We start from the raw sequence: 15,867 nt of genomic DNA, 5'->3' as shown, positions 1-15,867 counted from the left end.
TTTTTATTTAGTAAAAGGAATTATAAAATAGATATATTTAATAGGATTATATGAATCAACTTTATATTTTGTTTTAAAGATAGATAGAGAGAAGTCTGTCCTTTCTTTATAAAATATGAAAATTATTTTTGAAAAATTGTATTGTTACATCGATAAAAGTATAGGAAACTTATCATTATAAAATAAATTGAAATCTTCTAAAAACTCTGATACATTGAAATAGAAATGTAGTTTCACAGTATTGTAAAGGCTTACAAGTTATGTGCACGAAGATCTATTAGGATTGGAGGAAATAATGATGAAAGCTGAAGAAAAATTTTCCCCGGGATTAGATGGTATAGTGGCAGCGGAGACGAAGATCTCGTTTCTTGACACAGTGAAAGGTGAAATTGTAATTCAAGGGTATGATTTAATCGAACTCTCAAAAACAAAAGAGTATTTAGACATTGTGCACCTTTTATTGGAAGAACATCTACCGAATGAAGATGAAAAAGAAACACTTGAAAACAAATTAAAAGAAGAATATGCGGTACCAGAAGGTGTATTCAACGTATTAAAGGCATTACCGAAAGAAACGCACCCTATGGATGGATTGCGTACAGGTGTGTCCGCATTAGCTGGTTATGATAATGATATCGAAAACCGTTCATTAGAAGTAAACAAAAGCCGTGGGTACAAGCTGTTAAGTAAAGTACCAAACATTGTAGCGAATAGCTATCATATTTTAAATAATGAAGACCCAATCGAACCTCTTAAGGAATTAACATATAGCGCGAATTTCTTCTATATGTTAACAGGTAAAAAACCAACGGAACTTGAGGAGAAGATCTTTGATCGTTCCCTTGTTTTATATAGTGAACATGAAATGCCAAATTCTACATTTACAGCGCGCGTTATTGCATCAACGCAATCCGACTTATATGGTGCTTTAACTGGTGCGGTTGCATCACTAAAAGGAAGCTTACATGGCGGTGCAAATGAAGCGGTTATGTACATGCTTTTAGAAGCTGGTAATGTTGAGAAGTTTGAAGAGTTGTTACAGAAGAAATTATATAACAAAGAAAAAATTATGGGCTTTGGACACCGTGTTTATATGAAGAAAATGGATCCAAGAGCTTTAATGATGAAGGAAGCTTTAAAGCAGTTATGTGATGTCAAAGGTGATTATACACTATATGAAATGTGTGAAGCTGGAGAAAAGATTATGGAGAAGGAAAAAGGAATTTATCCAAACCTTGATTATTATGCAGCTCCAGTATATTGGATGCTTGGTATTCCAATTCAACTTTACACACCAATCTTCTTTAGCTCTAGAACAGTAGGACTATGTGCGCACGTGATTGAGCAACATGCAAATAATCGATTGTTCCGTCCGCGTGTAAATTATATTGGCGAGCGACATGTGCTTAGTAAATAAGAACAACTGGGGAGTTGTTAGCGCCGCCCGCCAGATGGGTGTTTGACCGACACCCATCATTAATAATAACGAATTTTCGACAGAAAGGGAAGATTAGCATGATTAAAACAAATGAAATTAAACAAAAAGATGCATTATTAGAAGAAATTACGGATTATGTATTAAATAAAGAGGTTACTAGCGCAGAAGCATTTAGTACTGCTCGCTATGTATTATTAGATACACTTGGATGCGGAATTTTAGCACTTCAATACCCAGAGTGTACGAAATTATTAGGACCAGTTGTACCAGGAACAATCGTGCCAAACGGTACACGTGTGCCAGGAACATCTTACGTACTAGATCCAGTGAAAGGTGCATTCAATATTGGATGTATGATCCGTTGGTTAGACTATAACGATACTTGGCTTGCAGCAGAATGGGGACATCCATCTGATAACTTAGGCGGAATTTTAGCAGTTGCAGATTATATGAGCCGAGTTCGTATTTCAGAAGGAAAAGAACCGTTAAAAGTACGTGAAGTATTAGAAATGATGATTAAAGCTCATGAAATTCAAGGTGTACTCGCTTTAGAAAACAGCTTAAACCGTGTTGGTCTTGACCACGTATTATATGTAAAAGTAGCAACAACTGCTGTAGTTGCGAAAATGCTTGGTGGAACACGTGAAGAAATCTTTAATGCATTATCACATGCGTGGATTGATAATTCTAGTCTTCGTACATATCGTCATGCTCCAAATACTGGATCACGTAAATCATGGGCAGCAGGTGACGCAACGAGCCGCGGTGTTCATCTTGCAATGACTGCTCTAAAAGGTGAAATGGGTTACCCTACAGCATTATCTGCACCAGGATGGGGATTCCAAGATGTGTTATTCAATAAACAAGAATTAAAATTAGCTAGACCATTAGAGTCTTATGTAATGGAAAATGTATTATTTAAAGTTTCATATCCAGCAGAATTCCATGCACAAACAGCTGCAGAATGTGCTGTGAAATTACATCCAGAAATTAAAGAAAGATTAGATGAAATTGACCGTATTACAATTACAACTCATGAATCAGCAATTCGTATTATTGATAAAGAAGGTCCATTAAATAACCCAGCTGATCGTGATCATTGCTTACAATACATTACGGCAATTGGTTTATTAAAAGGAGATATCGTTGCGGACGATTACGAGGATGCAGTAGCAAATGATCCACGTGTAGATGAATTACGTAATAAGATGGTTGTTGTTGAAAACAAACAGTACAGTTTAGATTACCTTGACCCGAACAAGCGCTCAATCGCCAATGCTGTTCAAGTTCATTTCAAGGATGGCACTGTAACAGAGAGCGTAGAATGCGAATATCCACTTGGTCACCGTTTCCGTAGAGACGAAGCGATTCCAAAAGTTGTTCAAAAATTCACTGCGAATATGGCAGGTCATTATTCTAATAAGCAACAAGAACAAATTCATGAAGTTTGTTTAAATGAAGAAAAACTAGAAAATATGAATGTAAACGAATTTGTAGATTTATTCTTAATTTAATAATAGGGGGAATCTAAAATGGCTTGGGTTGTGGATAAACAGTCAACACAAGAAGAGCTTGCGAATCGCTTCCGAGCTTTAGTAGAAGCAAATGAAATTTTACAAATTCCAGGTGCTCATGATGCAATGGCAGCTCTTGTTGCGAAAAATACAGGTTTTTCAGCTCTTTATTTATCGGGAGCTGCTTATACTGCAAGTAAAGGGCTACCAGATTTAGGAATCGTGACGTCTACTGAAGTAGCAGAGAGAGCAAGAGATTTAGTAAGAGCTACAGATTTACCAGTTCTTGTTGACATTGATACTGGATTTGGTGGTGTCCTAAACGTAGCGAGAACAGCGGTAGAAATGTTGGAAGCAAAAGTAGCAGCTGTTCAAATTGAAGATCAACAATTACCAAAAAAATGTGGACATTTAAATGGTAAGAAACTTGTTACGACAGAAGAATTAGTTCAAAAGATTAAAGCGATTAAAGAAGTTGCACCAAGCTTATATATTGTAGCGCGCACAGATGCTCGCGGCGTAGAAGGCTTGGATGAAGCGATTGAAAGAGCGAACGCCTATGTAAAAGCAGGTGCAGATGCGATATTCCCTGAAGCGCTTCAATCGGAAGAGGAGTTCCGTCTATTTACTAGTAAAGTAAATGCACCTTTACTTGCGAATATGACTGAGTTCGGGAAAACGCCGTATTATAGTGCAGAGGAATTTGCGAATATGGGCTTCCAAATGGTTATTTATCCTGTAACTTCACTTCGTGTTGCAGCGAAAGCGTATGAAAATGTGTTTACTTTAATTAAGGAAACCGGTTCTCAAAAAGATGCACTTTCAAATATGCAAACGAGAAGTGAGTTATATGAAACAATTTCATATCATGACTTTGAAGAACTAGATACTGGAATTGCAAAAACAGTATTATCAGAGGATCAATAGATAAAACAACTAAGGCGATGAGAATACATCTTTGGCAAAACGAACTGCTTGATGTGAAAATTCATCGCCTTCTGTTTTCAAAAATAAGATATTCCACTCATCGTAGACGAGCATATGTAGTAGCAAGTAAGGCCGAAATGATAGGGGGATTCAGATGGAGAAAACGAAGTTACCGTGGGATGAATTTTTTTCACTTAATAAAGATATGAATCATGCTTTCTTTACGCCAGAAGATTTTTCAGGAGATGAAGATTTAATTGCAAAAACGACAGAACAATTTGTTAAACAAGAAATTGTTCCACAAATGGAGAATATTGAACAACATAACTATAAAGTTTCTCGTCAATTATTTGAGAAAGCTGGAGAACTTGGATTATTAAGTATCGAGGTCCCAGAAGAATATGGCGGATTCGAATTAGGAAAGGCAGTTTCAGGGCTTGTAGCAGAAAAAATGGGATACGCTGGTGCATTTAGTGTTTCATTTAATATACATGCTGGTGTAGGTACATTGCCTTACATATATTATGGAACGAAAGAACAAAAAGAAAAGTATTTGCCGAAAATTGCATCAGGAGAATGGGTTGGTGCTTATGCTTTAACGGAGCCAAATGCCGGTTCTGATGCATTAAGTGCAAAAACGAGCGCAGTATTGAATGAAGATGGTACTGCTTGGAAGTTAAATGGTGAGAAGCAGTGGATTACAAATGCTCATATGGCAGATGTATACGTTGTTTTTGCGAAGACAAATAAAGGAATGACAGCGTTTATTGTCGAAAGAACATGTGAAGGTGTATCCATTGGACTAGAAGAAAAGAAAATGGGGATTAAAGGTTCTTCAACGGCAACGCTTATTCTAGAAGATGTAGTAATACCTGCTGAAAATGTTTTAGGGGAAGTTGGGAAGGGGCATCACGTAGCTCTTAATATTCTTAACTTCGCTAGACTAAAGCTTGCTTTTGGAAATATTGGAACGGCAAAACAAGCAATTGGATTGTCAGTTCAATATGGAAAAGAACGAAAACAGTTCCAAACAGAATTAGTAGATTTTACGATGATTCAAGAGAAAATTGCAAATATGATCATTGCTACATATGGAGCAGAAAGTGCAGCGTATCGTACAGCAGGTGTAATTGATGAAGCAATTCATGAGAGTGATGAGGATCTTATGAAGAAAATGTCTCAATTTGCAATTGAATGTGCACTGAATAAAGTGAACGCTTCTGAAACACTTGCTTATATCGTAGATGAAGCTGTACAAATTCATGGCGGTTACGGTTATATGCAAGAGTACGAGGTAGAACGATTATATCGTGATGCAAGAATTAGTCGTATTTTTGAAGGAACGAACGAAATTAATAGATTAACAGTTGCCAAAATGTTAATGAAGCAAATCGAGCAAATAGAAGATACTGAAGTAGAAATTGATTTAGCGAATGTAGAAGGAAATCATCGTTACATTTTATTAGCGAAAAAATTGTTGAAACAATCTTTGAAAACGCTCTCTAAAACTCCAGGATTAAAAATTGATCAAGAGCAAGAATATTCACGTGTATTATCAAATATGTTAACGGACGTGTACGTCATGGAATCAGCATTTTTACGTACGAGTAAAGCAATTAGTAAAAATGGTGAAGAGAAAGAACGTACGAAACAAATGATAACTGACGTTATTTGTGAAGAAGGCTATCGCAAAGTAGAAGAAGCGGCGATTTCTATACTTTCAGCGGCTGTCATAGAAGAACAAGATAGACACGTGATTTTAACTGAAATTCGTCAATTATTAGTGCCTTTATACACGAACGTATTTACAAAAAAGAGAGAAATTGCGAAAGCTATTATAAATCGCGGAAAGTATATTGTGTAAATAGGAGGAAAGCGATATGAAAAAGATTGGTTTTATCGGTTTAGGTAACATGGGTCTTCCAATGTCTAAAAATTTAGTTAAATCTAATTACACAGTATATGGTGTGGATTTAAATAAAGATGCTGAAGCTTCCTTTGAAAAAGAAGGAGGAATTATTGGCTTATCAATCTCAAAATTAGCAGAAACATGCGATGTAATTTTTACAAGTTTACCTTCACCTCGGGCTGTTGAAGCAGTATATTTTGGACATGAAGGATTATTTGAAAATAGTCACACGAATGTAGTTTTAATTGATACAAGTACTGTATCTCCACAGTTAAACAAACAGTTAGAGGAAGCTGCAAAGGAAAAGAAAGTAGACTTTTTAGCAGCACCTGTTAGTGGTGGGGTAATTGGAGCCGAAAATCGTACATTAACGTTTATGGTTGGTGGATCAAAAGAGGTATATGATAAAACGGAATCTATCATGAGCGTACTAGGAGCGAATATTTTCCATGTTAGTGAGCAAATTGATAGTGGTACAACTGTTAAATTAATTAATAACCTATTAATAGGTTTTTATACAGCTGGTGTGAGTGAAGCTTTAACATTAGCGAAAAAGAACAATATGGATTTGGATAAAATGTTTGATATTTTAAATGTAAGTTACGGCCAAAGTAGAATTTATGAGCGCAATTATAAAAGTTTTATTGCATCAGAAAACTACGAGCCAGGATTTACTGTGAATTTATTGAAGAAAGATTTGGGATTTGCAGTAGATTTAGCAAAAGAAAGCGAACTTCACTTACCAATAAGCGAAATGCTATTAAACGTATATGAAGAAGCAAGTGAAGCTGGGTATGGTGAAAACGATATGGCTGCTTTATATAAGAAAGTTAGTGAACAATTAATTTCTAATCAAAAATAATAGATTAATAAACATCATAAAAAAGGAGAGAATATAATGATTACAACTGAAATTAAACGAGTAAAAAATCATATTAATGGTGAGTGGGTAGAATCTACTGGTACAGAAGTAGAAGCAGTTCCAAATCCGGCAACTGGAAAAATTATCGCTTACGTTCCGCTATCTCCGAAAGAAGATGTTGAAAAAGCTGTTGAAGCAGCAAAAGCAGCATACGAATCATGGTCTAAAGTACCAGTTCCAAATCGTTCAAGACAATTGTATAAATATTTACAGCTTTTACAGGAAAACAAAGAAGAGCTTGCAAAAATCATTACGCTAGAAAATGGTAAAACATTAACGGATGCAACTGGTGAAGTACAACGTGGTATTGAAGCGGTAGAACTTGCAACATCAGCACCAAATTTAATGATGGGACAAGCACTTCCGAATATTGCTAGCGGCATTGATGGTTCAATTTGGCGCTACCCAATCGGAGTTGTTGCTGGAATTACGCCATTTAACTTCCCGATGATGATTCCATTATGGATGTTCCCACTTGCAATTGCTTGTGGTAATACATTCGTATTAAAAACATCTGAAAGAACGCCACTTTTAGCAGAGCGACTTGTAGAGTTATTCTATGAAGCTGGTTTTCCAAAAGGGGTATTAAACTTAGTACAAGGCGGAAAAGATGTTGTAAATAGCATTTTAGAAAATAAAGATATTCAAGCTGTTTCGTTCGTTGGATCTGAGCCGGTTGCTCGTTACGTATATGAAACAGGTACGAAACACGGGAAACGTGTACAAGCGTTGGCTGGTGCGAAAAACCATGCGATTGTAATGCCAGATTGCAATCTTGAGAAAACGGTGCAAGGTGTAATTGGATCTGCATTCGCAAGTAGCGGAGAGCGCTGCATGGCATGTTCAGTAGTAGCAGTAGTTGATGAAATTGCAGATGAATTCATCGACGTACTAGTAGCAGAGACGAAGAAGTTAAAAGTTGGTGATGGTTTCCACGAAGATAATTATGTTGGACCATTAATTCGTGAATCTCATAAAGAGCGTGTATTAGGCTATATTAATAGCGGTGTAGTAGATGGAGCAACATTATTAGTAGATGGCCGCAAAATTAAGGAAGAAGTTGGAGAAGGTTACTTTGTAGGTGCGACAATCTTTGATGGCGTAAATCAAGAAATGAAAATTTGGCAAGATGAAATTTTTGCTCCAGTATTAAGCATCGTAAGAGTTAAAGATTTAGAAGAAGGTATTAAACTAACAAATCAATCTAAATTTGCAAATGGTGCGGTTATTTATACGTCAAATGGTAAACATGCACAAACATTCCGTGATAACATTGATGCTGGTATGATCGGTGTAAACGTAAACGTTCCAGCACCAATGGCATTCTTCGCATTTGCAGGAAACAAAGCTTCATTCTTTGGTGATTTAGGCACAAATGGTACAGATGGCGTTCAATTCTATACACGTAAAAAAGTTGTAACTGAGCGCTGGTTTTAATAAAGAGTAGAAAGTCAGACGGTTATTAAATGAAAAAACACCACTCTAAAGATGTGGTGTTTTTCGTCTTGTTAATTACTTTTTTCAAAAGCTAGTTTAATGCCAAAACCAATTAAGACGATTCCAGTTAAACCTTGAATATAACGTTGCGTCTTTGGTTTCCTCATAAAAGCACTAATTTTATCAATTAAAAATATATAAAAAGTGAACCAAATAACTGTTAAAATGAGATAAGTAAGGCCCATTACGAGAAGTTGGATAAACGTATTATGATTTGGATTTAAAAATTGCGGTAAAAAGGTTAAAAAGAAGACTGCAATTTTAGGGTTTAATAAATTTGTAAGAAACCCTTGGCGAAAGCAAGAAGTATGCTCATTTTCATTATTCAAAGATATATCGTTCGTATCAATGCCTTCTTTGTTTCTAACTGCTAAAAGGGCTTTAATGCCAATATAAATTAAATATAGAGCTCCAACGTACTTGAAAATAGAAAATAAAAGCGCTGACTTTACAATAAGTGCGGAAAGTCCGATTACTGCTGCTAAAGTATGAATCAAAAGTGCAACACATGTACCGAACACTGTTTTCACTCCACCGACTTTACCGGCAACTAATGTATTTTTTGTAGCCATTGCAGTATCAGGACCGGGTAAAATAATAAGACAAATAGACATAATGATGAAAAGAAAAAAATTTTCAATCATAGTCGCTCCTCCTTTTTTATTTTTAGAATATTTGATTAAAATTAGTGTAGCACACATTTTGATTTAATAAAATTAAATTTTATTAAAAAATATTAAATGATAAAGAGGCTATACAGTAGTGGAATTCCACTACTGTATAGCCTCTTTATCCCGCATGAACGGACGATTGGTAAGGGGTAATAATAAGTGGGCGATGAATCCCACTTATTATTAGTTTCACTTTATGCGTTAAGTAAGTTAAAGAACCGATTTACATCTTCTTCTGAAACATCACTTAACTGCTTATATTTATAATTCGGATTTTGATCCTTATCAACGACAACGGATCGTACTCCTTCAAAGAAATCTTCATGTCTCATGAAATTCTTAGCAAGTACCAGGTCAGTAGCGAAACATTCTTCAACGGACTTATCTTGTCCATCAATAAACTGTTTTAATGTTACTTTTAGTGAAATAGGAGATTTTGATAATAGTGTTTCTTTCGTTTTTAAAGCAAAGGAACTTTGAACTTTCTCCAATGAATGGATGATTTCTTCAATTGTATCGAAAGCGAAATGTGAATTAATTTCTTCTAATGAAGGAGCAAGCTCGCTTTCTAATTTTGAAGTAGTTGCAAATGTACGAATGACTTCTTTTAAATTAGTATGTACATCGTCTTCTTTATGCCAATTTACACTTTCAAGTTCAGTAAGGAAATTTGGTAATGCATCAGATGTCATAAAGTAATCAGCAGCGTTTATAAATAATACGTCAGAAGCTTTTAAAATAGATGCTGTTAAAGCAACATATCGGCCAGCAAACCCTGGAGCTTTATTTAAGAAATAAGCAGCACCGACGTCTGGGAAGAAGCCGATATTCATCTCTGGCATTGCCCATTTCGTACGCTCAGTTACAATACGATATTTCGCACCATTTGTAAGACCGACACCACCACCCATTACAATTCCATCTAAACAAGCGATGATTGGTTTTTTATATTGATAAATATATGTATCAATTTCATACTCTTCTTCAAAAAAACGTTCCGCATGTTGCAATGCAACTGCATTTGAACGCGCTTCATAAAGAGTTTTAATGTCTCCGCCTGCACAAAAACCTTTTGTGCCAGCTCCTTTTAATACGATAAGCGCAATTCGCTCATCATTTTCCCACTCTTTCAGTTTTTGCCCAATTGGTTGTAACATGTCATAGGATAAAGAATTAAGTGCTTTTGGGCGGTTTAAAGTAATTGATGCAACGCCGTTTTCACTAACAGAAAATAAAACGTGTTCAGTCATAATTCATCCTCCCTTATATATCTTCTTATTCTTAATTCTTGATACGTACTGAAATGTCCTTTATAAATTTTGTCAAATGTTGACGGTACATGTTAATTTGTCCACTGCATATTTTGACGAGTTATATTTGCAGGATTTTGGAGGTTGAAAATGAATATTACAACATTACTGTAATTGTAATTATTTGAATTTACCATGATAAACACGCTATTATATATGTGTAAATAGTACATAATCACTTTAAAAAGAGTATTTGAAGTGATTAAAATGAAAGGGAAATTGCTTTTTATTAGAAATAGAGAAAGGAGAAATCGGAATGCCAGTACCTTTACTATTGTCGGTGATTATTTTGTCTTCTTTAATAATAGGGATAACTCAGTATTTTCATCATACAGATACGACAGAGGAAGTGAAGGATAAAGTACGGCTTGTATTTCCGATTTTTATCATATCTCTTTCTTTTTGCATTCTATTAAATAAGGATGGGTACATTGTCGCAGTATTTTCATTTTTTGTAGCGATTGTTTTCATTACAGTTTTATATTATGTAATGAAAGACTTCATCCAAAAATAAAGATGTCGCAGTAGACATTTTTATTTTTGAAATGAATAAAATTTCACATACCGTATTGTATATAAAAATAAAAAAACATATAGCAATAGAAAAGTGTGTACTTTGCCGTGTATTTACTTGTCAATCTTGCATAGCCAATATACTATTAATATGTAGAGAGAGATTAGAAAAAGGGGTTGTATCTATCATGAAATTTGAGATGCACACAAAAATTATTTCAAATGAAAAAGAAGTAAGATTACATATAGAAGAAAACATATTTCAATTAAAATTGGATGGTTATCACTTATTTACAGTTCAAGAAATATTACCTTTATATAAATCAAATGAAGAAAGAATCGGTAGTGCAATGATACAAAAGTTAGAGTGGGAAAACGGAAAAACTACAATTAATTATCAACTTGTATCACTAAAATCAGTAAATTAAAAGGAGCAGGAAACCATGAAGTTATTTCATACAGCGGATTGGCATTTAGGAAAGCTTGTTCATGGCGTGTATATGACTGAGGATCAAAAGATTGTATTAGATCAGTTTGTACAAGCTGTTGAAGAAGAAAAACCAGATGCCGTAATTATTGCAGGGGATTTATACGACCGAGCAATTCCACCTACGGAAGCAGTAGACTTATTAAATGATGTGCTGCAAAAAATAGTGATTGATTTACAAACACCAGTTATTGCGGTTGCAGGAAACCATGATAGTCCGGATCGTATTCATTTTGGAAGTAGTTTAATGAAGAAACAAGGATTATTTATTGTGGGACAATTTCAATTCCCATATGAACCGATTATATTAAATGATGAATTTGGCGAGGTTCACTTCCACCTCGTTCCATATGCGGATCCAAGTATAGTTAGACATGTATTGAAAAACGAAGACGTACGTTCTCATGATGATGCGATGCGTATTTTTATGAATGAGCTTTCTGAAACGATGGATAAAGAAGCTAGACATGTATTTGTTGGTCATGCATTTGTAACTTCTGCGGGAGAAGCGGAGGAGAATACAAGTGATGCAGAACGACCACTTTCAATTGGGGGTGCTGAATACGTAAATAGTCATTATTTTGATAAGTTTCATTACACAGCGCTTGGACATTTACATCAAGCGCATTTCGTACGTAATGAGACAATTCGATATTCAGGTTCGCCACTTGCGTATTCTATTTCTGAAGAAAAACATAAAAAAGGTTATTATATCGTGGAACTGGATGAAACAGGGGAAGTAATAATTGAAAAAAGGTTACTTACACCACGTCGCAAGATGCGAACAGTAGAAGCGAAAATAGATGAATTATTACAACATCCAGTAAGTGAAGATTACGTGTTTGTAAAATTATTAGATGAAAATCCTGTCTTGCAGCCAATGGAAAAAATACGTTCTGTATATCCAAATGCAATGCATGTTGAAAGATCCATTCAAAGACAAGAGTTCACAGAGTCAAATGAAGTAACTGTTTCAAGACATAAAACAGATGATTTATCTCTTTTAAAAGCTTTTTATAAAGAAATGAAAGGCTTAGATTTATCAGAAGAGAAAGAGCGTCTATTTGTAGAAGTATTACAAACAGTGCAAGAACGGGAAGGTGAACGAGGATGAGACCGATTCAACTAATTATGACGGCATTTGGGCCATATAAACAGAAAGAAGTAATCGATTTTGATGACCTCGGAGAGCATCGTATTTTCGCTATTTCTGGGAATACTGGAGCTGGAAAGACTACGATTTTTGATGCGATTTGTTATGTGTTATATGGTGAGGCAAGCGGAGAAGAACGTAGTGATACGAGCATGCTTCGCAGTCAATTTGCTGATGATAATACGTATACAAGTGTTGAACTAACCTTTCAGCTAAAAGGGAAACGTTATGAAATAAAGCGACAACTTGGGCATAAAAAACAAGGGAACAAGACAATCACGGGACATGCAGTAGAATTATATGAAGTGATTGATGAAGAGAAGGTTCCAGCTGTTGATCGTTTCCATGTAACGGATGTAAATAAAAAAGTAGAAGATTTAATTGGTTTAAGTAAACATCAATTTAGCCAAATTGTTATGTTACCGCAAGGAGAATTCCGAAAACTATTAACATCTGAGACAGAAAATAAAGAAGAAATTTTGCGTCGTATTTTTAAAACGGATCGTTATAAGTTAATGCGTGAGTTACTTGATCAAAAACGAAAGCAATGGAAAGACATTTTGCAGGAAAAGCAGAAAGAGCGAGAGCTATATTTCCGTAATGTTTTTAAATTACCAATCCGTGATGGAGCATTATTAGAGACATTAGTGGAACAAGAGCATGTAAATACGCATCAAGTAGTAGAAGCATTAGAACAAGAAACAGCTGTGTATAAGGCGGAAGTTGAGCAATTACAAGTAGAACAAGATGTTCAAACGAAGCAATTAAAGGATGCTGAAACACGTTTTCACGCAGCGAAGTCTGTAAATGAGAAGTTTATAGATTTACAACAAAAGAATGAGAAATATAATACTTTACAAGAAAATCGTACAGTTATTGAAATGAAAGAAGCATCTTTTAAGCGTGCGGAACAAGCGAAGCGCTTATTACCATTTGAACAATGGTACGAAGAAGCGATGCAAAATGAGCAGAAGGCTGAAAGTTTGTTAAAACAAATTATCGCCAAAAAAGAAAATATACTGAGTAATTTTGAACTTGCTCAGGGGAAATATGAAGCAGTAAAGAATAAAGAACCTGAGAGAGAAGATGCAAAAAAACTTGTTCAAAGATTAGAAGAGTTACAATCAATTATTGCATCGTTAGCTGAGAAACAGTTGAATTTACAAAATGCAGAAATTCAAATAGGAAAATTAAAAGAAAGTATGCAAAACTTTGATCGACAATTAGAAGAGCATACAAATCAAAAACAGCTAATGTCTAGTGAATTACAGCAATTAGAGCGAGCGCTTGAACAATATGTAGCTAAAGTAGAAGAACTAACGAATATGCGAGAAGATGCAAAAGTTTTAAAGCAAGCATATGATGTATGGCAAGAAAAACAAAAATTCGAAAAAGAAAAAGAAACTGCATTTACTAAGATGCAAGAGGCAGTTCGTGCATATGAGAATATGGAACGTCGCTGGTTAAGTGAACAAGCTGGTATATTGGCTCTTCATCTACATGATGGCGAATCTTGTCCAGTATGTGGTAGTACGAACCATCCGAAAAAAGCTACAGAGCAAAGTGATGCGATCGATGAAAAAGAGTTAAATGATTTAAGAGACAAGAAGAATCTTGCTGAAAAATTACATGTTCAGTTAGATGAGAAATGGAATTTCTATCACCTTCAATATGAACAGATAATAGTAGAGGTTAAGAAGCGAGGCTATCGCTCAGAGAAATTAGATGAAACATATAGTGCACTTGTTCACAAGGGAAAACAATTAGCAACTGAAGTGAATACGTTAAAGGCAAGTGAAGAAACGCGTAAGCAAACAGCTGTGAAAATAAAAAGCGTAGAAGAAAAAGTAGATGCACTTCAGAAACAAAAACGTGAGGTAGAAACAGAGCAGCACCGTATCGAAATGGATTGTATGCAGCTTCGTACGTCATATGAACATGATAAGAAAAACATTCCTGAAAACTTACAGACAGTCCAAGCTTGGAAAGTTCAATTTGATCAAGCTATGCATGAACTCAGATTAATGGAGGACGAATGGAAAAAAGTGCAGGAAGCGTATCAACATTGGCAAAACGAAAATATACGTATTCAAGCAGAACAGGAAGGTGCTATTAATCAATTTGAAAGTGCGAAATTGAAGAAAGAAGAGACTTTCACGCGCTTTATGAAAGAACTTGAGCAGAGCGGATTTACAAATCAATCTACGTATAAAGAAGCTAAATTAAGTGATGCTGAGATGGAATTAATACAAAAAGAAATTCAAAGCTATTACTCATCTCTTGAAGTACTTGCGAAACAAATTGAAGAGTTACATGCTGAAGTAAAAGATAAAGAGTATATGGATATTACAGTGTTAGGTGAACACATACAAGAACTAGAAATTAATCTTGATATCATTAAAGAAAAACGTCAACGTGCGCAAAATGCGGTAACATATATTTCTGATTTACATGAAAATATTAAACGTATTGATGAGCAAATTCATGAGGAAGAAAAAGCTTTCCAAGAACTTATTGATTTATATGAAGTAATGAAAGGTGATAACGAAAGTCGTATATCATTTGAACGTTACATCTTAATAGAGTATTTAGAACAAATTGTTCAAATTGCAAACGAACGATTACGTAAATTATCAAATGGACAATTTTATTTAAAACGAAGTGAACGAGTAGAAAAGAGAAATCGTCAAAGTGGATTAGGCTTAGATGTATATGACGCTTATACGGGCCAAACACGCGATGTAAAAACATTATCTGGCGGCGAGAAATTTAATGCATCACTTTGTTTAGCGCTTGGAATGGCAGATGTCATTCAAGCATATGAAGGTGGTATCTCCATCGAAACGATGTTTATCGATGAAGGTTTTGGTTCATTAGATGAGGAATCATTAACAAAAGCAGTTGACGCCTTAATTGACTTACAAAAATCAGGCCGATTTATCGGTGTTATTTCGCACGTTCAAGAGCTGAAAAACGCAATGCCAGCTGTATTAGAAGTAACAAAGCAGAAGGATGGATGTAGTGAGACTAGGTTTGTGGTGAAGTAAGTTCAATTGTAATTTATATTGTTTGCGATTTTTTAGTATAGAACTTATGATACAATAAATGCCGCCTCTTTATAGAGGCGGCATTTATTTGTTATTCAGAATTAGATAATTCACCTATGATTTATCTGTAGAAGGCGGAGTATTCTCCAAACGATTATAAGCTTTAAAAGCTGAAATCGCTGATATAACACCACCTACTAAAAATAAAGCTGATCCACTGACTAATATGATACGACTGACATACGTTTCGCGCGCCTCTTCAACTTCTTCTTGTAACATTGTAGGCATTTGAGTTCCCCCTAAACAACATTTATTTTGTAAATAGTATATACAAACGCCTAAAATATGTTAAAATCACTGGATAGTGTTAGGAGGGAGTATGTAGTTAGAGGTGAATTGTTTGAAAAATCTTCACTATAAATTTATGCTAACTTCACATAGAGCACATATTAACATTGTATTATGTATATGTACCAAAT

Annotated in this window: 13 protein-coding genes; 10 read left to right on the top strand and 3 right to left on the bottom strand. The window is 35.0% G+C overall.

Annotated features, from left to right (window positions below; all coding sequences use genetic code 11):
* The first annotated feature begins 295 nt into the window (after positions 1 to 295).
* The 6 genes from mmgD (at position 296) to DN390_RS18795 (ending at position 8,147) form a co-directional block, all read left to right on the top strand.
* Complete coding sequence (gene mmgD / locus DN390_RS18820; RefSeq protein ID WP_141559435.1) at positions 296 to 1,417, top strand: citrate synthase; 1,122 nt, start codon at positions 296 to 298, stop codon at positions 1,415 to 1,417.
* A gap of 98 nt (positions 1,418 to 1,515) precedes the next feature.
* Entirely contained in the window at positions 1,516 to 2,952 is a 1,437-nt protein-coding gene (gene prpD / locus DN390_RS18815; protein ID WP_060630753.1) for a 2-methylcitrate dehydratase, read from the top strand.
* A gap of 18 nt (positions 2,953 to 2,970) precedes the next feature.
* On the top strand, positions 2,971 to 3,879 hold the full coding sequence (gene prpB, locus DN390_RS18810; protein WP_060630754.1) for a methylisocitrate lyase: 909 nt from the start codon (positions 2,971 to 2,973) through the stop codon (positions 3,877 to 3,879).
* Between the two features lie 154 nt (positions 3,880 to 4,033).
* Complete coding sequence (locus DN390_RS18805) at positions 4,034 to 5,743, top strand: acyl-CoA dehydrogenase family protein (protein WP_147808094.1); 1,710 nt, start codon at positions 4,034 to 4,036, stop codon at positions 5,741 to 5,743.
* Between the two features lie 16 nt (positions 5,744 to 5,759).
* A complete protein-coding gene (locus DN390_RS18800) occupies positions 5,760 to 6,650 on the top strand; it encodes an NAD(P)-dependent oxidoreductase (protein WP_147808093.1) in 891 nt (296 codons plus the stop codon).
* Positions 6,651 to 6,686: 36 nt separating this feature from the next.
* A complete protein-coding gene (locus tag DN390_RS18795) occupies positions 6,687 to 8,147 on the top strand; it encodes a CoA-acylating methylmalonate-semialdehyde dehydrogenase (protein WP_098952668.1) in 1,461 nt (486 codons plus the stop codon).
* Between the two features lie 71 nt (positions 8,148 to 8,218).
* Here the strand turns inward: DN390_RS18795 and DN390_RS18790 are convergent, their stop codons facing one another.
* Both DN390_RS18790 and DN390_RS18785 read right to left on the bottom strand, forming a co-directional pair.
* Positions 8,219 to 8,851, bottom strand: coding sequence for a LysE family translocator (locus DN390_RS18790; RefSeq protein ID WP_098952671.1), 633 nt, complete (start codon positions 8,849 to 8,851; stop codon positions 8,219 to 8,221).
* A 221-nt stretch (positions 8,852 to 9,072) separates the two neighbouring features.
* On the bottom strand, positions 9,073 to 10,128 hold the full coding sequence (locus DN390_RS18785) for an enoyl-CoA hydratase/isomerase family protein (RefSeq protein WP_098952673.1): 1,056 nt from the start codon (positions 10,126 to 10,128) through the stop codon (positions 9,073 to 9,075).
* A 316-nt stretch (positions 10,129 to 10,444) separates the two neighbouring features.
* Between DN390_RS18785 and DN390_RS18780 the strand changes: the two genes are divergently transcribed.
* From DN390_RS18780 to DN390_RS18765, 4 genes are all read left to right on the top strand, one after another.
* The gene (locus tag DN390_RS18780) at positions 10,445 to 10,702 is read left to right on the top strand and encodes a hypothetical protein (protein ID WP_060630760.1); all 258 of its coding nucleotides are present in this window, start codon (positions 10,445 to 10,447) and stop codon (positions 10,700 to 10,702) included.
* 187 nt (positions 10,703 to 10,889) lie between these two features.
* Positions 10,890 to 11,129 (top strand): DUF2584 family protein, encoded by a 240-nt coding sequence (locus DN390_RS18775; RefSeq protein WP_000667347.1) that lies wholly within the window; start codon positions 10,890 to 10,892, stop codon positions 11,127 to 11,129.
* 15 nt (positions 11,130 to 11,144) lie between these two features.
* On the top strand, positions 11,145 to 12,302 hold the full coding sequence (locus DN390_RS18770) for an exonuclease SbcCD subunit D (protein ID WP_147808092.1): 1,158 nt from the start codon (positions 11,145 to 11,147) through the stop codon (positions 12,300 to 12,302).
* Positions 12,299 to 15,388 (top strand): SbcC/MukB-like Walker B domain-containing protein, encoded by a 3,090-nt coding sequence (locus tag DN390_RS18765; protein ID WP_147808091.1) that lies wholly within the window; start codon positions 12,299 to 12,301, stop codon positions 15,386 to 15,388. Before DN390_RS18770 ends, DN390_RS18765 begins: the two co-directional genes overlap by 4 nt.
* A 114-nt stretch (positions 15,389 to 15,502) precedes the next feature.
* Here the strand turns inward: DN390_RS18765 and DN390_RS30705 are convergent, their stop codons facing one another.
* A complete protein-coding gene (locus DN390_RS30705) occupies positions 15,503 to 15,676 on the bottom strand; it encodes a hypothetical protein (RefSeq protein ID WP_060630763.1) in 174 nt (57 codons plus the stop codon).
* Between the last annotated feature and the right edge of the window lie 191 nt (positions 15,677 to 15,867).

Source organism: Bacillus sp. SH7-1 (assembly GCF_008042405.1).
In the GTDB taxonomy this organism is placed as follows: Bacteria; Bacillota; Bacilli; order Bacillales; family Bacillaceae_G; genus Bacillus_A; species Bacillus_A thuringiensis_N.
This window is presented reverse-complemented; position numbering and strand designations above follow the sequence as displayed.